Genomic DNA, 21,352 nt, shown 5'->3' with positions numbered 1-21,352 from the left:
GTAAAAATAAATAACGCATTATCTTGGATGCCTCAAACTAACAATATGGCAAAGCCTATTGAAGTTCAAAGTCAATTTAGTAATTATTTGAAAACGGCACTGAATGAAGTAAATAATAATCAGCTAGCATCTAATAAAGCTACAGAAATGTTAGTGAATAACGAAGGTGTAGAATTACACGACGTATTAATTGCTCAACAAAAAGCTAGCATTTCCCTCCAATTAACAATGGAAGTAAGAAATAAAGCGATTGAAGCTTATCAAGAAATAATGAGAATGCAAGTTTAATATATAAGGCAAGCTTTTATCTTAACTTACCTTTGTTAAAACTAATTCCTTTATAAATGAAATCAAAGACAAAATGCGGTTATTAACTGCATAGATGTACTGCGAGATAATAACCGGGGGATAGGAAAAGAATGAAAGAGAAATTAATTATATATAAACAAAAAATTACAGAATATTGGAGCGCTAGAAAAAAATATCAAAAAACGGCTATTATTAGCGGATTCATTGTTTCAATACTCGCAATATTCGCTATTATATATTTTACAAATAAAACGGATATGGCGCCGTTGTATAGAGATTTAACGTATCAAGAGACTGGTCAAATCAAGGAAGTTTTAGATTCAAGAAGCATTCCTTATGAGATTAGTCAAAACGGTACGGCGATATTAGTTCCTCAAGAACAAGTAGATGCATTGAAGATAGATCTTGCTGCGGAAGGTATTCCGAAAAGCGGTAGTATCGACTATTCCTACTTTAGTGAAAGATCTGGCTTTGGAATGACAGACAATGAATTCCAAATGTTAAAATTAGATTCGACACAAACAGAGCTAGAAAATTTAATAAAAAGTATCGACGGAGTTAACGATGCGAAAGTAATGATTTCAATGCCACAAGAAGGTATTTTTGTGCGTGATTCATCTCAAGAAGCATCGGCATCAATCGTTTTAAATACAAGATCTGGTCAACAATTTGATCAAGCGCAAATTAATGCCCTTTATCATTTAGTAGGAAAAAGTATACCAAACCTCTCTACAGATAATATCGTCATAATGAACCAATATTTTGAGTACTACGATTTAAAAAATTCAACAGATCAAGGCAATAATATTACGATTGCATCACAGTTAGATTTAAAGAGAGAAATTGAGCGTGATATACAACGACAAGTTCAACAAATGCTAGGAATGATGATGGGGCATGAAAACGTAATCGTTTCCGTTACAACGGATATTGATTTCACACAAGAGAATAGAGAAGAAAATCTTGTAACTCCAGTTGACCCGGATAATATGGAAGGCATCGCGGTTAGTGTGGAAAGAATAACAGAAACATATACGGGTGCTGATAATGAAGCAGGAGGAATTACTGGAACGCAAGATAGTGACATTCCGAGTTATGTAGCAGGCGGCGCTAGTGGATCTGGCGACTATGAACGAATGGAAGAAAGAATTAATAATGATGTAAATCGAATTCGTAGGGAAATAGTTGAAAGCCCATATAAGATTCGGGATATGGGAATTCAAGTTATGGTACAACCACTTGATCAACAAGATTTAATGGCGCAACAAAATACCGTAAATGATATAAAACAAATTTTAAGTACAGTTGTACGTACTTCGATAGATAAAGATGCACTTGGTGAAAATCCGTCCGTTGAAGAAATGGAAGACCGTATCGTTGTATCTTTACAACAATTTTCAGGTCAAGTTAGCTTTGACAGGGAAGAAAATTCGTTCATTCCTTTATGGGTTTATATCAGTGTAGGTGCTTTAATCGCACTCGTTATCATTTTACTATTCTTATTGTTCAGAAAACGGAAAGATGACGAAGAAGAGGAAGAATATATAGTAGAAGAAGAAAAGATTATTAATATTCCGGATATAGGAACTGAAAAAGAAACCGAAGCTTCAGCTCGAAGAAAACAGTTAGAAAAACTTGCAAAAGAAAAACCAGATGAATTTGCAAAACTATTAAGAAGTTGGTTATCAGAATAGGAGGGGCAACATGGCAAAAGCATCAAATTCAAAATTTTTTACAGGTAAACAGAAAGCAGCCATCCTCCTAATCTCTTTAGGGCCTGATGTATCTGCATCTGTATATAAGCATCTATCGGAAGAAGAAATAGAAAAATTAACTTTAGAAATTTCAAGTGTTAGAACTGTTGATTCCCAAATTAAAGAGAATGTTTTAGAAGAGTTTCATCAAATTGCTGAAGCACAAAATTACATATCACAAGGTGGTATATCTTACGCCAAGGCAGTTTTGGAAAAAGCATTAGGTGTTGATCAGGCAAATGCAATTATTAATCGTCTTACTTCTTCTTTACAAGTAAAACCATTTGATTTTGCTAGAAAAGCAGATGCATCGCAAATTTTGAACTTTATTCAAAATGAACATCCACAAACTATTGCGTTAGTACTTTCCTATTTGGAGCCAACTAAATCTGGACAAATTTTATCCGAGCTCCCACAAGAGTTACAGGCTGATATAGCGAAAAGAATTGCAGTTATGGATAGTACTTCACCAGAAATTATTAATGAAGTGGAACAAATTTTAGAAAGAAAATTATCAGCTACTGTCACTAGAGACTATACAAATACTGGCGGAGTTGATGCAGTCGTTCAAGTATTAAATCAGGTGGATAGAAGTACGGAACGAACAATTCTTGATTCGTTAGAGATTCAAGATCCTGAACTAGCGGATGAAATTAAAAAGAGAATGTTTGTATTCGAAGACATTGTTACATTAGATAATATGGCAATCCAACGTGTAATTCGTGATGTTGAAAACGAAGATCTATTATTAGCACTAAAAGTAGCAAGCGAAGAAGTAAAAGAAATTGTGTTTAAAAATATGTCTAAACGAATGATGGAAACAATGAAAGAAGATATGGAATATATGGGTCCAGTTCGTTTGAAAGATGTAGAAGAAGCGCAGTCTCGTATCGTTGGAACAGTTCGTAATTTAGAAGAAGCTGGTGAAATTGTCATTGCGCGCGGTGGAGGAGACGATATTATTGTCTAATATTATAAAATCTCAATATTCTACTATAAAATCAGCCAAACCGATAAAATTAACGCCAATAACGTTACAAAACGATCAGGATGAAGCATTGTATGTTGATGAAGGGCAAGCCTATCTCGAGCAAATCGAACGAGCAAAGGATGAGGCTTCCGGAATAATTCAAAAAGCTAATCAATATAAAGAAGAAGTGTTGCAACAATTGTTAGCGGAAAAGGAAAATTGGGAGTCTGAGAAAGTAATATTAAAGCAAGAAGCTTTTAACGAAGGCTATAAAAATGGCTATGATTCAGGTGAATCCGAAGCGAAAAAAGATTACGAGACGATAATAAATAATGCAAATACAACAATGAGATTAGCAAAAGAACACTATACTGAAAAATTAGACATGCTAGAAGAAGAGATGTTAAAAATTTCTATCAAAATAGCAGAGAAGATAGTGGGTACGGCACTCTCCTTAGATGAAATGCAATTCGTTTCATTTGTGAAGCATGCATTAAAAGAAGTGAAAGAAAAAGAGGAGATAAAGGTTTTTGTAAGCCCTAATCGTTTTTCTCTATTAATAGATAATAAAGCAAGCCTACAAAGTGTAGTAAATAATGTAAGTGAAATATTGATATTTGCCGATAAGGAGTTAAGTGAGTCTTCATGTTGGATTGATTCTTCAGCTGGGAGAATGGATGCAACGGTTGATACACAATTAGAGCAAATTAAAGAAAAACTACTTCAACTAGTTCAAAAAAAGGATGCATAATTCATGATGATAATTGACCAAATATTACAGGAAATTGAATCTTCTCATTCTTTTAAATTGTATGGGAAAGTTAAAAAAGTAATAGGTTTAATGATTGAATCAAAAGGTCCCGAATCATCGATAGGTGATGTTTGCAATATTATCCTTGATAAAAGACGGAAAAAAATTGTTCAGGCTGAAGTAGTAGGGTTTCGAGAAGATCATATATTGCTTATGCCGTTCACTTCAGTCCAAGATATAGGTCCTGGATGTATCGTCGAAACAACACATAAGCCATTACAAATACAAGTAGGCGAAGCACTCAAAGGAATGGTCTTAAACCCACTAGGTTTACCTCTCGCTGAAGGGGAACAATTACCAGTAGGACTTAAAGGTTATCCTACAGAACAAAACCCTCCAAATCCAATGACGAGACCACCTGTTCAAGACGTTTTAGAAGTTGGTGTTAAAGTGATTGACGGTTTGTTAACGGTTGGTAAAGGGCAAAGAATAGGGATTTTCGCCGGAAGTGGAGTAGGTAAGAGTACGCTGCTCGGTATGATAGCCCGCAATACGTATGCTGATATTAATGTTATTGCACTAGTTGGAGAGCGTGGTCGAGAAGTTAGAGAATTTTTGGAAAAGGACTTAGGTCCAGAAGGAATGAAAAAGTCAATCGTTATTGTTGCTACATCGGATCAACCAGCGTTAATGAGAATAAAGGGAGCGTATACAGCTACTGCAATCGCTGAGTATTTTCGAGATAAAGGTTTAAACGTTTTATTAATGATGGATTCTGTTACCCGTGTTGCTATGGCACAACGAGAAATAGGCCTAGCAATTGGGGAACCTCCTACAACAAAAGGATACACTCCTTCCGTATTTTCTATTTTGCCAAAATTATTGGAACGTACTGGCACAAATGAAAAAGGATCTATAACAGCATTTTATACAGTATTAGTGGACGGGGACGATATGAACGAGCCAATCGCTGATACAGTCCGAGGGATATTAGATGGACATTTTGTACTCGATAGAGAGCTAGCGAATAAAAACCAATACCCTGCGATTAATGTATTAAAAAGTGTTAGTAGAATAATGAACAATTTAATAGATAAGGAGCATAAAGACGCTGCTGATACACTTAGAGAAAAACTTTCTAAATATTATCAAGCGGAAGATTTAATAAATATTGGAGCATATAAACGAGGAGCTTCTAAAGAGATAGATGAAGCAATAGCGATGTATCCTAATATCATTCAATTTATTAAACAATCGGTTACAGATAAACTTTCCTATGAGCAAGCGATTGAGCAATTAAAAAATGTAGTAAGGTAGGATGATTCCAATTGAATGATAAGTTATATAAACTTCAAAATATATTGAAAATCAAGCAATCGGAAAAAAATGTTATCCACTCTGAATATAAAGAGGCCATTGAACAATTTGAAAAAGAAGGTAATCAGTTATATAGCCTACTGAAAAAGAAAGAAGATTTAGAGGAGTCCATTCATAACAGGATTAGTACTGGAATCAAGGTAGAACAGTTAATGCAACAACAATATTTCGTAACTAATCTTGAGAAATCTTTATTAATCCAACAGAGAAAAGTAAGTCATGCGAGAGCTTTTATGAATCTAAAGGAAGAAAAATTAAAAGAGCAAGCTGTAGAATGCAAGAAATATGAAAAGCTTGTTCAAAATTATACAAGTATGATTCAGGAAAAGGCGAAAAAATTAGATATTCAATTTTTAGATGAACTATCAATACTTCAATTTACGCATCAACCAAATAGGTGAATTATATGGCAAAAGTTAAGAAAAAAGTTCAAACGGAAGAACCGAAAAAGTATAGTTTTCTTCAAAAACTATTTTACCTTTATATCATCCCATTTTTGTTTTCCATTACGGTTGCATTGTTGCTATTAACGTATTGGGGGATTAACGTTTTCGAGGAGATTAAGCAATTTACTGAACAACGTTCGATACAAATGGAAGAGGAAAAACAAGAAGATGAGGAAGAAATGAATAGTATAGATACTTCGGAACAACTAGATACAAATACGAATAACACCATTATACAACTAGAAAATGAAGTGATTGAAAAACAAAATGAAATATTAAGATTAACAGCCGAGTTGAAAATAGCAAGTGAAACCATTGATGAGTTGAAAGAGCAACAGGATGAAATAAATTTATCTATTAAAGAAGTAGCAACTATGTATGAAAGAATGTCTACTAAAAAAGCAGCGCAAATTTTAAAAGAACTAGATGAAGATATGACATTGCAAATATTAAAGAAGTTAAGTGTAAATAAAAGATCCGCTATATTAGGACAACTTGATCCAGAAGTAGCAGCTAAATATACGGAGCGTTTAGCTTCTAATTAACGTTGGAGATGAGGTGTGATTAGTTGGAAGTACCAATGTTGTTAGATGTAACAAATGTAAAAGCATCTTCTGGTGTTCATAATAAAAATAATCAAACAAAAGAAAAGAATGCTGAGACAGATTTTTCTACTATTCTTTTAAAAACGGAAAGATTATTACACGATGAAAGTCTAGCTAATGTTATTCCAGATAATGTTTCAATAGATCTTCCGATTTTATTAGAAACTACAGATGTTGTAATGGTAGAAGAGTTACTGGATCAATTTATTAATATTCTTAACGAATTTCCAGATCAAGAAAAAGATGAAGAGTATACGCATTATTTGCAATCAATCATTAACCTTATTTCTTCCAATGAAACAATAACAGCTAAACTAGATGTTACTTTTCAAGATATGGATAAAAAATTGGATGCACCAATATTAAAACAACTTTTACAGTATTTCAAAAAAGTAATGGACAACACGGAAGATTCGAATGTAAAAAAAGTGTTAACAGAAGAGCTACCAAAACTGGAAAAATTAATGCAACTAATTGAAAGTAAACTATTCGCAGCGTCTCCCTCTTTAAAGGAAGAACGAGCTATTATGCCATTTACTGCGAAACAAGTTGTAAAAGAGGCAGCATCACCGATACCGTTGTCCACTTTTCAGGTGGAGCAATTCCAAACACCTAAACAATCTATAATACATGTAACTTTAAATACAGCATCTGACAATGTAGCTAGAGAGCAATTAATCTCAAGAATTGAACAGTTGTTATTGAAGAGTAATGTTCAAACGATAAATGGAAATAAACAATTTACAATGCGTTTGCATCCAGATCATTTAGGAACATTACATATAAAAATTCAACAAACGGATGCGGGTCTAATGGCAAGAATTATTGCTCATTCAAAAGCAGCTCATCATTTGCTTGAAAATAGTGTTGGGAATTTAAAATCTAGTCTAGTGGCAAGTAACGTACAATTAGATAAAGTCGAAATTGTATTTCAAGACCAAGAAAATAGACTATTGAATCAAGAACGACAGCAAAAAAATGATCAACAAAAAGAACATAATCAATTCGAAAATAAAGAGCTCGAAGATAATGAGACAAATGATACACAGCTGTTTGAATCCATCTTAAATGAACAGTTAGATTCTTCAATAGATAGGTGAAATAAATGACAAAAATTACGAGTGATCTTTATATAGAAAATATACCAACTGCGACGAATAAGCAAAATGACATAATGGGAAAAGATGACTTTCTTCGTCTATTAATTGCCCAACTTCAAAACCAAGACCCTTTAAATCCGATGGAAGATCGTGAGTTTATTGCCCAAATGGCAAACTTTTCAACTCTAGAACAAATGACGAATTTAAATAAAAGTATGGAGTCATTTGTAGAAAATCAGCATATGCAAAACATTTTATCTCTTCAACATTACATTGGGAAAGAGGTTTCTTGGGAAGAAACGGTATCAGAAGGAGATACTCAAACAGTTATTAATAATACGAACATTGTGAAATCTATCTCTCTTAAAAACGGACTTGCCAGTTTTATATTAGATAATGATAAAGAGGTTAGCATTTATCAAATTAATTCCGTTACGAATCCGGTTGACGAAAGTTCTAATTCCATTATTTCTGCTTCACATTTAATTGGTAAAAAAGTATCAATTAATTGGAAAAATGAGGAGTTAAACAATCTAGAAGTCACGTCTGTTTTGACGAAAGCTGGTCAGACGTTTATAACCGTTAACAATGATGCATTATTAAATGAAAAAATACCACTTAATTCGCTAATTCGAATATCTAATTAATATTTTCTAAGGAGGAAAAAAAGATGCTAAGATCCATGTACTCCAGTATCGGAGCGTTACGCAACTTTCAAACGAAATTAGATGTAATTGGAAATAATATCGCTAATGTAAATACTTACGGTTTTAAGAAAGGACGTACAACTTTCCAAGAAATGATGGTCCAACAAATTTCAGGCGCTAGTGGTCCAGCAGGAGGAAGAGGTGGAATTAATGCTGTCCAAGTTGGTCTAGGCTCAACATTAGCTTCTATTGATAGCATTCAAACACAGGGGTCATTACAAACAACTGCAAGACCGCTAGATTTAGCGCTTTCTGGTGATGGATTCTTTGTCGTAGGTACGATTGCTGACGTAACACGAGTAAACGTAGATTCCAATACAAATTACGGTAATAATAGAATATTAGGTGGAGCAATTGATAGTTCAGTTGCACTAAACTATACGCGGGCTGGAAATTTTTATTTAGATAATAATGGCTATATTGTAAATGCGAACGGAATGTATTTAATAGGAGACACAGGTGAAAAAACTGTACCAACCGAAGCTGTAATAAATGCATCAAATGCAGCATTAAACTCTGCTGAAAACTTCTTTGAAGAGTATCGCAATTTCCGTAATGATACGAACAAACTTATTGATGTAGCATCAAAATATTTAGAGGCACAACGTACATTTGTGGACGCACAAAAGGCAAACGAAGAGGCTGGAGGAGCTGATCCAATTTTAGCTGCCGCAGCCACTGCCGCAGAAAACTCTCGAGATAATGCGAAAGAAGAATTTGATAGGTTTTATGATTTATTTGGACCTAGATTAGAAGAGTTTAATACAGCAGGTCAAACAATTAATGAGTCAATTACTCAATTTATTAGTAACACAGGTGAATTAGTGTATCAATTATCAGATCCAATTGCACAAGAATACGATAAAGTTATTTCGGATGAAGCCAATGAAAATGAATTAAAAGATTTTGTATACTATGCACAAACAGTTAAAGAGTCATTAAATAACGCCTACCAAACTTTTGAAAACTTTGTAGCAAAAGCAGAACTAGTTCAATCGCCATCTTGGTCGGATTCACTAAGTGGTAGCCCAGGGTTAATTCAAATTCCACCAAATGCAAGAAGTTTTAGTATCTCTTCTGATGGAACAGTATCGTTTATTGATCAGTTAGGCAGCTTGAAAATTGCTGGTCGATTAATGGTTGCAAAGTTTCCAAATGATGCCGGGTTAGAAAGAGTTGGAGAAAACTTATTCCAACAGTCCAATAACTCGGGTTCGATTGATAAAAATGGTGACGGTATTCAATTAAGTGAATTGTTTGCACCAGGAACGAATGGAGCTGGAGGAATTGTAGCAGGGACGTTAGAAATGTCAAACGTTGACCTTTCCGAAGAATTTACAGAGATGATAACAGCGCAACGTGGATTCCAAGCAAACACACGTATTATTACAACTTCAGATGAAATCTTACAAGAACTAGTAAACTTGAAAAGGTAAGAAGGTAAATAAAATATCTTCTAGTAGGCGATAAAAATGATTAAATTAACAAAGTTAAATGGAAAAATATTCGCACTTAATGCGTGGCATATAGAACAAGTAGAAGAAACCCCAGATACTGTTGTCACTTTAACAAACGGAAAAAAGATAATCGTACAGGAAAGAATGGCTGAGGTAATGAACTTTAGCATTTCGTTTTATCAATCGATTAATGAAAATAGGGGCATAGGAGGACCACATGTTCCAAAATAAATTATTAAATAAAATGATGATTATTATTCTTGTAATTGCTTTACTTGGAATTGTAGCTTTTTTTACGCTTGATAAAATTTATGCTAAGCCTACAGATGGAGAGCCTTCTATTGATGAAATTCTTCAGTATTCTCAAGACTTAGAAGAAATAACGACTAACTTAAAAAATGGTGGCTATGTACGAATTCAATTCAAGGTACAAACAGATAGTAAAAAAGCTAAAAACGAACTCATAAAAAGAGATTTCCAAATTCGTAATACTATTATTCATTTGATTTCTGATAAAGATAAAAAGGATTTTTCAGGTAAAGAATCCCTTCAAAATATTGAAGAGGAAATAGAGACGGCATTAAATGAATTTATGGAAGAAGGAAAAGTAGTAAGTGTTTATATTACTTCCTTCCTTCTTCAAAATTAATGGTAGGTATTGGTAGTAGAAGGAGGTGACTTTATGTCAAGTGAAGTAATGTCACAAAACGAAATTGACGCTTTATTATCTGCGCTCTCTACTGGTGAAATGAACGCAGAGGAATTAAAAAAAGAACAGGCAGAGAAGAGAGTAAGAGTATATGACTTTAAAAGAGCTTTACGTTTCTCTAAAGATCAAATACGTAATTTAACACGTATACATGAAAATTTCGCGAGGAGTTTAACGACTTACTTTTCTGCGCAGCTTAGAACATATATTCAAATAAATGTCGCTTCCGTTGACCAGTTACCGTATGAGGAGTTTATTCGTTCCATTCCGAAAATGACGATATTGAATGTGTTTGAAGTACCACCTTTAGAAGGAAGAATCGTAATGGAAGTTAACCCTAACATCGCATATGCAATGTTAGATCGCCAGCTAGGTGGAAGCGGTAGTAGTTATAACAAAATTGATAGTTTAACAGAGATTGAAACCAAATTAATGACCGCCTTATTTGAAGGAGCCATTGAAAATATTGGTGAAGCCTGGGATTCTGTCGCGAAAGTAGATCCGATTTTATCAGATTTAGAAGTTAATCCACAATTTTTACAAATGGTATCACCTAACGAGACAGTTGTCGTCATTTCGTTTAATATTACAATTGGTGAAATTAGCGGAATGATTAATATATGTATTCCTCATGTCGTACTAGAGCCGATTATTCCAAAATTATCTGTTCTTTATTGGATGGAAGAAAAAACAAAGGCACGACAAGACCATGAAATTGCAGCGTTAAAGCAGGCAATAAGAGGCACTCATTTGATATTAAAGGCAGAGTTAGGAAGTTCTGATATATATTTCTCTGAGTTGTTAGACTTGTCAGTAGGGGATGTATTACCATTAAGACAAAAAATTGACCAACCAATTATCGTGAAAGTTGACGAAAAACCTACATTTAAAGGGCAAGTTGGAAAGTTGAATCAACAAATGGCCGTTCAAATTTTAGAAGAAATAGAGGAGGGAGTAGGGGAAGATGAATGAAGGCATGTTATCACAAGATGAAATAGATGCGCTACTTCGAGGTACGAACGATGATAACGATACGTCCCTCTTAACGAAAGTAAAAGATTTACAAGATCACTTTACGGAAATGGAGCAAGACGCCCTTGGAGAGATAGGTAATATCTCTTTTGGTAGTTCAGCAACAGCTCTATCAACCTTATTAAATCAAAAAGTAGAAATTACAACTCCTAAAGTTACATTAGTGGATCAAGAAGAGTTAGAATCAGAATTTCCGGAACCTTATGTAGCAATAAGAGTGAACTATACTGATGGTTTTTCCGGTATGAATATTCTCGTAATTGAACAGAAAGATGCTGCGATTATTGCAGATTTAATGTTAGGCGGAAATGGACACTCTCCAGCTGAATTATTAGATGAAATTCATTTAAGTGCTGTCCAAGAAGCGATGAATCAAATGATGGGATCGGCCGCCACTTCGATGTCTACTGTTTTTTCCAAAAAAGTAGATATATCGCCACCATCAGTCTTATTATTAGACTTTAAAGTCGGAGAAGGAAAAGACGAAATTCCGAATGATGAAATGCTTGTAAAAGTTGCTTTTAATTTAAAAATCGGTACGCTTATTGATTCATCTATTATGCAAGTATTACCATTGCCGTTTGCGAAAGCTCTAGTAGAGGAATTATTGAATCCTGGAGGGGTAGAACCTGTAGTTAAGGAAGAGGTTAAAGTAACTAACTACAATGAAGTGGTAACTCCTGAGCCTAGCTCCGACTATCGTAACGAAGTAGTACACGAGAGCTATAGGCAACCTGAACAGCACACAAGCGTTCCACAACCACAGGCTGCGCCATTACAACAAAACGTTAATGTTCAACGTGCTGAATTTACTTCTTTTTCAGAAGGACCTGTTCAAGAAACAGGATCAAACAACCTAAATATGTTACTAGATATTCCACTCCATTTAACAGTCGAATTAGGAAGAACAAAACGAACAGTTAAAGATATTTTAGATCTATCAACAGGATCTATTATTGAGTTAGATAAATTAGCTGGTGAACCAGTTGATATTTTAGTAAACAATAAATTAATTGCTCAAGGGGAAGTAGTTGTTATAGACGAAAGCTTTGGAGTAAGAGTAACTGACATCATAAGTCAAACAGACCGCATAAAAAAGTTACGCTAAATTAGGAGGAAAAAGAATGGGAAAAACAATTTTAATTGTCGATGATGCAGCATTTATGAGAATGATGATAAAAGATATATTAACTAAAAATGGATATGATGTAGTGGCAGAGGCTGCCGATGGTGTACAAGCTGTTGAAAAATACAAAGAGCATCATCCGGACTTAGTTACGATGGATATAACGATGCCAGAAATGGATGGAATTACAGCATTAAAAGAAATTAAACAAATCAACCCGAATGCGAAAGTAATTATGTGTTCTGCAATGGGGCAACAGGCAATGGTAATTGATGCAATCCAAGCTGGAGCGAAAGACTTTATTGTTAAACCTTTCCAAGCAGATCGAGTTATTGAAGCAATTCATAAAACACTATCATAGAGGTGTCTTCTTTGTATGCTCACATAAGTAAAATTTTTATTGTTACTATAAGTTTACTAGTCATCTTCCCTTTTTCTGCATTAGGTGCAGAAAAGGGAGATGGAATGCTAAATGAATTATTTGATCAGGAGAGTCCGTCTAATCAAAAGACGGAAGCTAATGAAAGTACTGTAAGTAGAGAAGGAGAAGAACGTATAGAAGCGTTTGAAAGCCCTACTATTACAGCATGGGATTTTATTAAAATGTTTCTCACATTAGGTTTTGTTTTACTATTACTATACTTTACTTTGAATTTTATTAATAAGCGTAATCAATGGATAGGTGCTAGCAAAACAGTACTTAATGTTGGAGGTACAACGTTAGGTAACAATAAATCAGTTCAACTAGTAAAAGTTGGAGACTCTATTTTCGTATTAGGGGTAGGAGATTCTATTAACCTACTGAAAGAAATTACGAATGAAGAGGAAAAAGAAGTGATCTTAAATTCTTATAAGGATCGAACAGAAGGCAATCTTGCACTAAATAAAGTTCCAATTAAGCAAGTGTGGAGTAAGGTGACAGGAACTGAAGAAAAGGGAGCTCCGTCTATTTCGTTTTCTTCCCTTTTAAAGAAACAATTAGGGGATATCTCTCAAGAGAGGAAAAAGAGAATGGAAACAATAGATAGGAAGGTCCACGACGATGAATGATTTATTACAAGCGTTAGGTAATAATGATGCTTCAACAGTCGCCACCTCTGTACAACTTCTATTACTATTAACTGTTTTATCAATAGCACCAGCAATATTAATAATGATGACAAGCTTTACTAGAATTATTATCGTATTATCTTTCGTTAGAACGTCTCTAGCTACTCAACAAATGCCACCAAACCAAGTACTAATTGGCCTGGCTATGTTTTTAACATTTTTTATTATGGCCCCGACTTTTGGTCAAATAAATGAACAAGCGTTAACCCCTTTATTTAATGAAGAAATTACGTTAGATGAGGCTTATGAGCTAGCGACCGTTCCTATTAAAGAATTTATGAGTAAACATACTAGACAAAAAGATTTAGCACTATTTATGGATTACACAGGAATGGAACGTCCAGAAACGTTAGAGGATATCCCTTTGACCGTTCTCGTTCCAGCATTTGCAATTAGTGAATTGAAAACAGCATTTCAAATTGGCTTTATGATTTTTATTCCATTTTTAGTAATCGATATGGTTGTTGCGAGTGTTCTTATGTCAATGGGGATGATGATGTTACCCCCAGTTATGATCTCGTTACCTTTTAAAATTTTACTATTTGTATTAGTGGATGGTTGGTATTTAGTAGTTAAATCATTATTGCAAACATTTTAAAGTAGGTGAAGAAAGATGAGTCCAGAGTTTGTAATATCGATGGCTGAAAAAGGCGTTTATACCATTCTTTTAATTAGTGCACCCTTATTGCTATTAGCGTTAATTGTTGGGTTAATAGTTAGTATATTTCAAGCAACTACTCAAATACAAGAACAAACACTTGCATTCATACCTAAAATTGTAGCCGTGTTAATTGGACTTGTCGTATTTGGACCATGGATGTTAACGACAATGCTTTCGTATGCAATGGATATTTTTGAAAATATTCATCGGTTTGTGAATTAGTATGATCGATTGGTTAAACTATTTTCCAGCCTTTTTGCTAGTGTTTGTGAGGGTAACCACCTTTTTTGTAACACTCCCTCTCTTTTCTTATCGGAGTGTACCTGCAAATTTTAAAGTAGGTATTGCATTTTTTTTATCATTAATTATGGCTTTTTCATTAGACTTGCCCGTTATTGAAATAGATGGCTTTTATATTTTACTTGTTTTAAAGGAATTATTAGTAGGGTTATTAATTGGACTAATTGCTTATATGATTATGGCGGCCATTCAAATAGCAGGTGGATTTATCGATTTTCAAATGGGGTTTGCGATTGCAAACGTCATAGATCCACAAACAGGGGCACAAAGTCCAATTATCGGGCAATATTTTTATATTTTTGCATTGCTACTATTACTATCGGTAAATGGACATCACTTAATGATTGACGGGATTTTTTATAGTTATCAATTAATAGATTTAACGCAAGGTTCGTTACCAATGTCCGATGAGAATGTACTAGAATTTGTAGTTCAAGTTGTGAATACGATGTTTCTCGTAGCCTTTCAATTAGCTATTCCAATAGTGGGAGCACTTTTTTTAGTTGATGTAGCTCTTGGTATTGTGGCTAGAACAGTTCCACAACTAAATGTATTTGTTGTCGGTTTACCGTTAAAAATAGGTGTTAGTTTTATAGCAATTTTAGTATCTTTTACGATACTCTTTTCACTCATTTATAACTTGTTTGAAATGATGCTTTATGCTATGAGAGGTTTAATGGATTTACTTGGAGGAATGTAGATGGTTCATCAATTAAAGCTAGATTTGCAGTTTTTTGCCGGAGAAAAAACAGAGAAAGCAACTCCGAAAAAAAGGCAAGATACGAGAAAAAAAGGACAAGTTGCTAAAAGTTCTGATGTGAACACAGCTATCGTATTGTTAGGGGTTTTTCTAACTTTATTTGCCATTGGTCCTTTCATGAAAGATAGTCTTATGAATCTATTTAAACATTCTTTTCAAGTATATATGCATGAAACCATCACTATACAAAATGTTCATTTAATCTTTTTAGATATATTAGGAAAATTGTTTGTCGTACTTGGTCCAATTATGTTGGCCGCTATCGTTAGTGCAATTGTTGCGAACTATCTACAGGTTGGAACGTTGTTTGCTCCTGAAGCAATAAAAATGAAATTAAATAAGTTGGACCCTATTCAAGGTTTTAAACGGATCTATTCAGTACGAGCTTTAGTTGAGTTAGTAAAATCTTTATTAAAAATATTATTTGTAGGGTTAGTTGCTTTTTCTATTCTGTGGTTTAGTGTTTATGAATTGTTAAAGCTCTCACAACAAAGTGTTCATGCCGCTTTAGCCTTTTTAGGTAGAATGACCGTTCAAATGGGTCTGTTTGCAGGTGCGGCTCTTCTATTTTTATCTGTTTTTGACTATTTTTATCAAAGATACGATCACGAAAAAAACATTAGAATGTCAAAACAAGATATTAAAGACGAGTATAAGAAATCGGAAGGTGATCCGTTAATTAAATCCAAAATAAAGCAAAAGCAAAGAGAAATGGCCATGCAAAGAATGATGGCGGATGTACCAAAAGCAGATGTTATTATAACAAATCCGACTCATTTTGCTATTTGTTTAAAATATGATGGAGATAAAATGGATGCTCCTTATGTAATAGCTAAAGGAGTAGACTTTATTGCATTAAAAATACGTGAAGTTGCAAAAAGTCATAATATTACAATTGTTGAAAACAAGCCGTTAGCACGGGCTTTATATAGTCAAACAGAAATAGGAGATCCCATTCCAGAAGAGTACTTCCAAGCAATTGCTGAAATATTAGCGTATGTGTATCGTCTTAAAAATCAAGTTAAATGAGTTGTTTATTGAAAGGTGAGGTAATAAATGTCAGCAAGAGATTTATCTGTATTACTTAGTGTAATACTTATCGTTGCGATGTTAATCGTTCCATTTCCAGCATGGATATTAAGTATACTTATTATTATTAATATTTCCCTTGCCTTAGTTGTTTTACTTACAACGATGAATGTTCAAGAACCGTTACAATTTTCTATTTTTCCGTCCCTTTTACTACTATTAACTCTTTACCGTTTAGGTCTAAATGTTTCTACTACAAGGTCTATATTAAGTAAAGGGGATGCAGGTAGTGTAGTAGAAACGTTTGGAACCTTCGTAGTAGGTGGGAGTGTGATTGTCGGTTTAGTCGTATTTATCATTCTTGTCATAATCCAATTTGTTGTCATTACAAAAGGGGCGGAACGTGTATCAGAAGTTGCTGCTCGATTCACACTTGACGCGATGCCAGGAAAGCAAATGGCAATTGATGCCGATTTAAATGCTGGACTTATTTCGGAGCAATCCGCTCGTGAACGACGTGAGAAAATATCGAAAGAAGCAGACTTTTATGGAGCAATGGACGGTGCAAGTAAGTTCGTAAAAGGGGACGCGATCGCAGGTATTATCATCGTTTTTATAAATATTATTTTCGGTATAGTAATCGGAATGATTCAGTTAGACTTATCGTTTGGAGAAGCAGCTGCTAAGTTTACGATGCTTACGGTTGGAGATGGAATTGTCTCGCAAATTCCAGCTCTTTTAATTGCAACATCAACAGGTATTGTTGTTACTCGTGCAGCTTCAAATGGTAATTTAGGAACAGACATTACATCGCAGTTATTTGCCTATCCTAAAATGCTTTATGTTGCTAGTGGAACTATTTTTCTACTAGGTATAGGTACACCGATTGAACCGATTTTAACAACTCCGATCGCTTTGGCATTAGGAATTGGAGGATTCTTCATCTCCAGATCAAAACAAAGAGAAGAGATACAAGAGGAGATTATTGAAGAAGAAATAGTGACAGACGAGCTGAAAAGCCCAGATAGTGTCGTGAATTTACTTTCGGTTGATCCGATTGAATTTGAGTTTGGTTACGGACTAATACCACTAGCGGATTCGAAGCAAGGTGGAGATTTGCTAGATCGTATTGTCATGATTAGACGTCAATTAGCACTGGAACTAGGACTTGTCATACCTGTAGTGAGAATAAGAGATAATATACAATTACAACCTAATGAGTACAGGTTAAAAATAAAAGGAAGCGAAGTAGCGAGAGGAGAAGTGTTGCTAGATCATTATTTAGCAATGAGTCCTGGGGTAGAAGAAGAATCTATTGAGGGAATCGATACGATTGAGCCATCGTTTGGCTTACCAGCTAAATGGATATCAGAAGATACAAAAGATGAAGCGGAAATGTATGGATATACTGTTGTAGATCCTCCGTCCGTTGTATCAACACATATAACAGAAAAAATTAAACAACATGCTCACGAGTTATTAGGTCGTCAAGAAACAAAACAATTGATTGACCATTTAAAGGAAACTAGTCCTATTTTAGTAGAAGAAGTAACGCCAACTCCGTTGAACATAGGAGATGTACAAAAAGTACTTGCTAAACTGTTAAAAGAAAATGTTTCTATTCGAAATTTACCAGTGATTTTTGAAGTATTAGCCGATTACGGAAAAGTGACGGTTGATACAGATCTACTAACAGAATATGTTCGACAGGCTCTAAATAAACAAATTACAAACCAATACGTTGTCCCTGGAGATACGTTAAAGGTTGTAACCCTTTCAGGTAAAATTGAAAAATTAATTGCGGATCATATTCAACAAACAGAACACGGGAATTTCCTTAGTTTAGATCCAAACACGTCAATGGAAGTTGTGCAAAAGGTCGCGGAACAAATGGACCAATTTAACATTTATGGACAAACTCCAATTTTACTTTGCTCTCCAGCGGTAAGAATGTATGTAAAGCAACTAATCGAAAGATACCTTCAACAAGTTCCAGTTTTATCATATAACGAGCTAGAAGCAAGTGTAGAGGTTCAAAGTATTGGGGTGGTGAACATGAACGAATGAGAGTAAAAAAATTTAAAGCTAATTCAATGGCAGAAGCAATGAGGCTAGTTCGACAGGAGCTTGGAAATGATGCGGTTATTTTAAACTCAAAAGCGGTACATAGCTCTCGATTTTTCGGATTTCTAACGAAAAAACAGTTCGAGGTCATTGCTGCAATTGATGAAATTACGTCGATAGATTCAATTAAACAAAAAAGAAAACCTACCGAACATAAATCTACTTCTATTGTAAAAGAAGCTGTAACTATTCCTGATAACGGTGAGGTTCAAAATGATTTATTAAAAAACGTTGCTGAAATGAAGAAAATGTTAAAAAGTATTGAGAAAAACCAACCAAAAAAACAGCTATGGACGGAACCGATGATACAGTTGGAAGAAAAGTTACTAAACATAGATCTTCCAAATCAATTTGTAGAAGAAATTATGAGTTTTATTATAGATGAAGTAACGGAAGACGAAAAAAACAATTATCGTTCGTTAATCACTTTAGTAGATAACTATGTACAGGAAAGTTTAATTCCAGTTATCGATAACCAGGAAAGTTTAAAAAAGAAATACGTTTGCTTAGTAGGACCGACTGGAGTGGGTAAAACAACTACCCTTGCCAAATTAGCTGCTCACGCTACTTTGCACGAAAATAAAAAGGTCGGATTTATTACTACAGACACGTATCGAATTGCTGCAATTGAACAGTTAAAAACGTATGCCAATATTTTAGATGCACCATTAGAAGTTTGTTATAACGGTGAAGATTTTCAAAAAGCAAAAGCAAAGTTAGCCCATTTAGATATTATCTTTATTGATACTGCTGGAAGAAACTATTTAAAAGATGAATTTATAAAAGATTTAAGAAAAACGATTGATTTTAACAATGAGATGGAAACGTACTTAGTACTATCCTTAACATCTAAATTTGCCGATATGGAGAAAATAACGGAACAATTTTTACAACTTCCATTTGACGCTTATATATTAACAAAAATAGATGAAACATCAGCGGCCGGTACAATGTTTGCGTTAATGAAAAAATATGAAAAACAAATTTCCTACATTACAGAAGGGCAAGCAGTACCAGAAGATATTAAAAAAATTACATCGGCAGAGTGGACATCATATTTGCGAGAAGGGTTATCTAAATGAACGACCAAGCAGCATCACTGAGAGAAAAAATAGTAACAAAAAATAATAAACTCCATTTCAAAAAATACAGGACATTAGCAATTATTAGTGGTAAAGGAGGAGTAGGGAAATCTAATTTTTCCCTAAACTTTTCCTTATCACTTCAAAAAGCTGGTTTTTCTGTTCTATTGATAGATTTTGATATTGGTATGGCAAATATAGATGTTCTCATGGGTAAATCTAGTTTCGGTTCCATTATTGACCTTTTAAATAATGGGAAAAGTCTTCGTGACGTTATCCAAAAAGGACCTGAAGGCTTATCGTATATACCTGGGGGCTCAGGCTTAGCAGAAATATTTAAAATGGATAAAGAAACGGTACAACATTTGTTAAAAGAGCTTCAAAATGAGGCTATTCATTATGACTATTTACTTTTTGATATGGGTGCTGGTATGACAGAAGAAAACTTAAAGCTACTTCTTGCAATGGATGAAATTGTAGTTGTTACTACGTGTGAGCCAACCTCTATTACAGATGCTTATGCTGCATTGAAAATTATTACAATTTCTAACAACGAAATTCCACTATCTATTGTAGTAAATAAAGTTTTTGAAAGGAAACTCGCTGACAAAACGTTTTATCGTATTCAATCTGTGAGCAGAAAGTTCCTCCAAAAAGAAATTGGATTTTTAGGATCTGTTCCAGATGATCGGTATGTAACAAAATCGGTTATGGAACAAACTCCGTTCTTATTGGCTTATCCGAAATGTAACGCTAGCAAAGCGATTACTAATATAGCTACTTCATTCGCACACGAGGGAAGGATAACATCGAAAACAGATACACCGATGATATCGAAACTTTTTCATCTTTTCTTTGAGAGGTAGGGTAGTGACAGCATGAATAAAATGGTAAAAGTATTAGTAACAGACGACTCTCTCTTCATGAGGAAAATTATTTCCGATTTTCTAAACGCACATCCACAAATTAGTGTCGTCGCGACTGCTAAAAATGGACAAGAAGCATTAGAAAAAATTAATGAGTTTTCTCCAGATGTTGTTACATTGGATGTGGAAATGCCGGTTTTAGATGGTCTTAGTACGTTAGAAAACATAATGACACATAATCCACTGCCTGTCATTATGCTCTCTAGTACGACTGAGTCAGGAGCTGTAAATACAATAAAAGCAATGGAATTAGGTGCGATTGATTTTATTCCAAAACCTTCTGGTTCTATATCACTAGACTTATATAAGGTGAAGGAGGAATTAATAGAAAAAGTTCTTTTAGCTTCTACTGTAATACCACCAAAAAAAAATTCACAAAAAACAGAAAGAACAAAAAGTGAAAATAGTAAAAAATACCTAAAAGTTTTTAACGGTAAAGTCGATAATACAATTATAGGAATAGGCACATCTACTGGAGGTCCAAGAGCATTACAAGAAATATTATGCTCACTCCCAAAACAAACAGTGGCACCTATATTTATCGTTCAACATATGCCACCTCATTTTACAAAATCTTTAGCAAACAGATTAAATTCTGTAAGTGAAATAACTGTTGTTGAAGCAGTGCATGGTCAAAAAGTAGAAAAAGGTACAGCGTATATTGCTCCGGGGGGGCTACATATGGAAGTGGCTGAACAATTTGGTGACTTAACTATTCAGTTAAGTGAAACAGAACCATTCAAAGGGCATCGACCTTCAGTCAATAAACTCTTTTATTCTCTAAGTCTACTAAGAAACTACAAAAAAATAGCTGTAGTGATGACAGGGATGGGAACTGATGGTACAGATGGAATCCTTCAATTAAAAAAAAATGATGAAAGTACAGTTATTATAGCTGAATCTGAGGAATCTTCCGTTATATTCGGTATGCCGAAAGCTGCAATCCAAACTGGAAAAGTAGACGAAATTGTACACTTGCAACATGTTACGAATACTATATTGAAATATATTTAGGGG

Annotated in this window: 24 protein-coding genes; all 24 read left to right on the top strand. The window is 34.3% G+C overall.

Annotated features, from left to right (window positions below):
• Positions 1 to 27 precede the first annotated feature (27 nt).
• The 24 genes from fliE to O1A01_RS15225 all read left to right on the top strand — a co-directional run bounded on the left by fliE (position 28) and on the right by O1A01_RS15225 (position 21,349).
• Positions 28 to 288, top strand: a complete 261-nt coding sequence (gene fliE, locus O1A01_RS15340) for a flagellar hook-basal body complex protein FliE (protein WP_066413439.1) — start codon at positions 28 to 30, stop codon at positions 286 to 288.
• Positions 289 to 419: 131 nt separating this feature from the next.
• Positions 420 to 2,003 carry a flagellar basal-body MS-ring/collar protein FliF gene (gene fliF / locus O1A01_RS15335; protein WP_066413389.1) on the top strand — a complete coding sequence of 528 codons (1,584 nt, stop codon included), beginning with the start codon at positions 420 to 422 and terminating at the stop codon, positions 2,001 to 2,003.
• A 10-nt stretch (positions 2,004 to 2,013) separates the two neighbouring features.
• A complete protein-coding gene (gene fliG / locus O1A01_RS15330; RefSeq protein ID WP_270064458.1) occupies positions 2,014 to 3,033 on the top strand; it encodes a flagellar motor switch protein FliG in 1,020 nt (339 codons plus the stop codon).
• Positions 3,026 to 3,784, top strand: a complete 759-nt coding sequence (gene fliH, locus O1A01_RS15325; protein ID WP_066413385.1) for a flagellar assembly protein FliH — start codon at positions 3,026 to 3,028, stop codon at positions 3,782 to 3,784. The genes fliG and fliH overlap by 8 nt, the downstream gene beginning before the upstream one ends.
• A gap of 6 nt (positions 3,785 to 3,790) precedes the next feature.
• Positions 3,791 to 5,101 (top strand): flagellar protein export ATPase FliI, encoded by a 1,311-nt coding sequence (gene fliI, locus O1A01_RS15320; RefSeq protein ID WP_066413438.1) that lies wholly within the window; start codon positions 3,791 to 3,793, stop codon positions 5,099 to 5,101.
• A gap of 11 nt (positions 5,102 to 5,112) precedes the next feature.
• Entirely contained in the window at positions 5,113 to 5,562 is a 450-nt protein-coding gene (fliJ, locus tag O1A01_RS15315) for a flagellar export protein FliJ (protein WP_066413382.1), read from the top strand.
• 5 nt (positions 5,563 to 5,567) lie between these two features.
• A complete protein-coding gene (locus O1A01_RS15310) occupies positions 5,568 to 6,152 on the top strand; it encodes a MotE family protein (RefSeq protein ID WP_066413380.1) in 585 nt (194 codons plus the stop codon).
• Positions 6,153 to 6,175: 23 nt separating this feature from the next.
• The gene (locus O1A01_RS15305) at positions 6,176 to 7,312 is read left to right on the top strand and encodes a flagellar hook-length control protein FliK (protein WP_066413375.1); all 1,137 of its coding nucleotides are present in this window, start codon (positions 6,176 to 6,178) and stop codon (positions 7,310 to 7,312) included.
• A gap of 5 nt (positions 7,313 to 7,317) precedes the next feature.
• Positions 7,318 to 7,959: a flagellar hook assembly protein FlgD gene (gene flgD / locus O1A01_RS15300; RefSeq protein WP_066413373.1), complete on the top strand. Its 642-nt coding sequence runs from the start codon at positions 7,318 to 7,320 to the stop codon at positions 7,957 to 7,959.
• A gap of 23 nt (positions 7,960 to 7,982) precedes the next feature.
• Complete coding sequence (locus O1A01_RS15295; RefSeq protein ID WP_333482913.1) at positions 7,983 to 9,455, top strand: flagellar hook-basal body complex protein; 1,473 nt, start codon at positions 7,983 to 7,985, stop codon at positions 9,453 to 9,455.
• A 36-nt stretch (positions 9,456 to 9,491) separates the two neighbouring features.
• On the top strand, positions 9,492 to 9,707 hold the full coding sequence (locus O1A01_RS15290; RefSeq protein WP_270064457.1) for a flagellar FlbD family protein: 216 nt from the start codon (positions 9,492 to 9,494) through the stop codon (positions 9,705 to 9,707).
• Entirely contained in the window at positions 9,694 to 10,125 is a 432-nt protein-coding gene (gene fliL / locus O1A01_RS15285; RefSeq protein WP_066413368.1) for a flagellar basal body-associated protein FliL, read from the top strand. Before O1A01_RS15290 ends, fliL begins: the two co-directional genes overlap by 14 nt.
• Positions 10,126 to 10,158: 33 nt before the next feature.
• Positions 10,159 to 11,157, top strand: a complete 999-nt coding sequence (gene fliM, locus O1A01_RS15280) for a flagellar motor switch protein FliM (protein WP_270064456.1) — start codon at positions 10,159 to 10,161, stop codon at positions 11,155 to 11,157.
• The gene (gene fliY, locus O1A01_RS15275) at positions 11,150 to 12,325 is read left to right on the top strand and encodes a flagellar motor switch phosphatase FliY (RefSeq protein WP_066413363.1); all 1,176 of its coding nucleotides are present in this window, start codon (positions 11,150 to 11,152) and stop codon (positions 12,323 to 12,325) included. The genes fliM and fliY overlap by 8 nt, the downstream gene beginning before the upstream one ends.
• Before the next feature lie 16 nt (positions 12,326 to 12,341).
• A complete protein-coding gene (locus O1A01_RS15270) occupies positions 12,342 to 12,704 on the top strand; it encodes a response regulator (RefSeq protein ID WP_066413358.1) in 363 nt (120 codons plus the stop codon).
• Between the two features lie 11 nt (positions 12,705 to 12,715).
• Positions 12,716 to 13,393, top strand: coding sequence for a flagellar biosynthetic protein FliO (locus tag O1A01_RS15265; RefSeq protein WP_270064455.1), 678 nt, complete (start codon positions 12,716 to 12,718; stop codon positions 13,391 to 13,393).
• Entirely contained in the window at positions 13,386 to 14,051 is a 666-nt protein-coding gene (gene fliP / locus O1A01_RS15260; protein ID WP_066413351.1) for a flagellar type III secretion system pore protein FliP, read from the top strand. The genes O1A01_RS15265 and fliP overlap by 8 nt, the downstream gene beginning before the upstream one ends.
• Before the next feature lie 15 nt (positions 14,052 to 14,066).
• On the top strand, positions 14,067 to 14,336 hold the full coding sequence (gene fliQ / locus O1A01_RS15255; RefSeq protein ID WP_066413348.1) for a flagellar biosynthesis protein FliQ: 270 nt from the start codon (positions 14,067 to 14,069) through the stop codon (positions 14,334 to 14,336).
• Position 14,337: 1 nt separating this feature from the next.
• A complete protein-coding gene (gene fliR, locus O1A01_RS15250) occupies positions 14,338 to 15,114 on the top strand; it encodes a flagellar biosynthetic protein FliR (RefSeq protein WP_066413346.1) in 777 nt (258 codons plus the stop codon).
• On the top strand, positions 15,115 to 16,203 hold the full coding sequence (gene flhB / locus O1A01_RS15245; protein WP_066413344.1) for a flagellar biosynthesis protein FlhB: 1,089 nt from the start codon (positions 15,115 to 15,117) through the stop codon (positions 16,201 to 16,203). It begins immediately after the preceding gene.
• 27 nt (positions 16,204 to 16,230) lie between these two features.
• A complete protein-coding gene (gene flhA, locus O1A01_RS15240; RefSeq protein ID WP_270064454.1) occupies positions 16,231 to 18,270 on the top strand; it encodes a flagellar biosynthesis protein FlhA in 2,040 nt (679 codons plus the stop codon).
• Positions 18,267 to 19,409: a flagellar biosynthesis GTPase FlhF gene (gene flhF / locus O1A01_RS15235; RefSeq protein ID WP_270064453.1), complete on the top strand. Its 1,143-nt coding sequence runs from the start codon at positions 18,267 to 18,269 to the stop codon at positions 19,407 to 19,409. The genes flhA and flhF overlap by 4 nt, the downstream gene beginning before the upstream one ends.
• Positions 19,406 to 20,275 carry a MinD/ParA family protein gene (locus O1A01_RS15230; protein ID WP_270064452.1) on the top strand — a complete coding sequence of 290 codons (870 nt, stop codon included), beginning with the start codon at positions 19,406 to 19,408 and terminating at the stop codon, positions 20,273 to 20,275. Before flhF ends, O1A01_RS15230 begins: the two co-directional genes overlap by 4 nt.
• 12 nt (positions 20,276 to 20,287) lie before the next feature.
• Complete coding sequence (locus O1A01_RS15225; protein WP_066413333.1) at positions 20,288 to 21,349, top strand: protein-glutamate methylesterase/protein-glutamine glutaminase; 1,062 nt, start codon at positions 20,288 to 20,290, stop codon at positions 21,347 to 21,349.
• Positions 21,350 to 21,352: the final 3 nt, after the last annotated feature.

The sequence above is a fragment of the Sutcliffiella sp. NC1 genome (assembly GCF_027594365.1).
Classification (GTDB): Bacteria; Bacillota; Bacilli; order Bacillales; family Bacillaceae_I; genus Sutcliffiella; species Sutcliffiella cohnii.
The sequence above is the reverse complement of the archived record's forward strand: the minus strand, read 5'-3'. Positions and strand labels throughout refer to the sequence as shown.

What these genes read in the sequence shown, in the direction of transcription:
- O1A01_RS15270 (WP_066413358.1), top strand. Translation starts at nt 12,342, where the DNA reads ATGGGAAAAACAATTTTAATTGTCGATGATGCAGCATTTATGAGAATG.
- fliP (WP_066413351.1), top strand. Translation starts at nt 13,386, where the DNA reads ATGAATGATTTATTACAAGCGTTAGGTAATAATGATGCTTCAACAGTC.
- fliY (WP_066413363.1), top strand. Translation starts at nt 11,150, where the DNA reads ATGAATGAAGGCATGTTATCACAAGATGAAATAGATGCGCTACTTCGA.
- fliE (WP_066413439.1), top strand. Translation starts at nt 28, where the DNA reads ATGCCTCAAACTAACAATATGGCAAAGCCTATTGAAGTTCAAAGTCAA.
- fliF (WP_066413389.1), top strand. Translation starts at nt 420, where the DNA reads ATGAAAGAGAAATTAATTATATATAAACAAAAAATTACAGAATATTGG.
- flhA (WP_270064454.1), top strand. Translation starts at nt 16,231, where the DNA reads ATGTCAGCAAGAGATTTATCTGTATTACTTAGTGTAATACTTATCGTT.
- fliQ (WP_066413348.1), top strand. Translation starts at nt 14,067, where the DNA reads ATGAGTCCAGAGTTTGTAATATCGATGGCTGAAAAAGGCGTTTATACC.
- O1A01_RS15225 (WP_066413333.1), top strand. Translation starts at nt 20,288, where the DNA reads ATGAATAAAATGGTAAAAGTATTAGTAACAGACGACTCTCTCTTCATG.
- flhB (WP_066413344.1), top strand. Translation starts at nt 15,115, where the DNA reads ATGGTTCATCAATTAAAGCTAGATTTGCAGTTTTTTGCCGGAGAAAAA.
- O1A01_RS15310 (WP_066413380.1), top strand. Translation starts at nt 5,568, where the DNA reads ATGGCAAAAGTTAAGAAAAAAGTTCAAACGGAAGAACCGAAAAAGTAT.
- fliI (WP_066413438.1), top strand. Translation starts at nt 3,791, where the DNA reads ATGATAATTGACCAAATATTACAGGAAATTGAATCTTCTCATTCTTTT.
- O1A01_RS15230 (WP_270064452.1), top strand. Translation starts at nt 19,406, where the DNA reads ATGAACGACCAAGCAGCATCACTGAGAGAAAAAATAGTAACAAAAAAT.
- fliL (WP_066413368.1), top strand. Translation starts at nt 9,694, where the DNA reads ATGTTCCAAAATAAATTATTAAATAAAATGATGATTATTATTCTTGTA.
- flgD (WP_066413373.1), top strand. Translation starts at nt 7,318, where the DNA reads ATGACAAAAATTACGAGTGATCTTTATATAGAAAATATACCAACTGCG.
- O1A01_RS15290 (WP_270064457.1), top strand. Translation starts at nt 9,492, where the DNA reads ATGATTAAATTAACAAAGTTAAATGGAAAAATATTCGCACTTAATGCG.
- flhF (WP_270064453.1), top strand. Translation starts at nt 18,267, where the DNA reads ATGAGAGTAAAAAAATTTAAAGCTAATTCAATGGCAGAAGCAATGAGG.
- fliG (WP_270064458.1), top strand. Translation starts at nt 2,014, where the DNA reads ATGGCAAAAGCATCAAATTCAAAATTTTTTACAGGTAAACAGAAAGCA.
- fliM (WP_270064456.1), top strand. Translation starts at nt 10,159, where the DNA reads ATGTCAAGTGAAGTAATGTCACAAAACGAAATTGACGCTTTATTATCT.
- O1A01_RS15295 (WP_333482913.1), top strand. Translation starts at nt 7,983, where the DNA reads ATGCTAAGATCCATGTACTCCAGTATCGGAGCGTTACGCAACTTTCAA.
- fliR (WP_066413346.1), top strand. Translation starts at nt 14,338, where the DNA reads ATGATCGATTGGTTAAACTATTTTCCAGCCTTTTTGCTAGTGTTTGTG.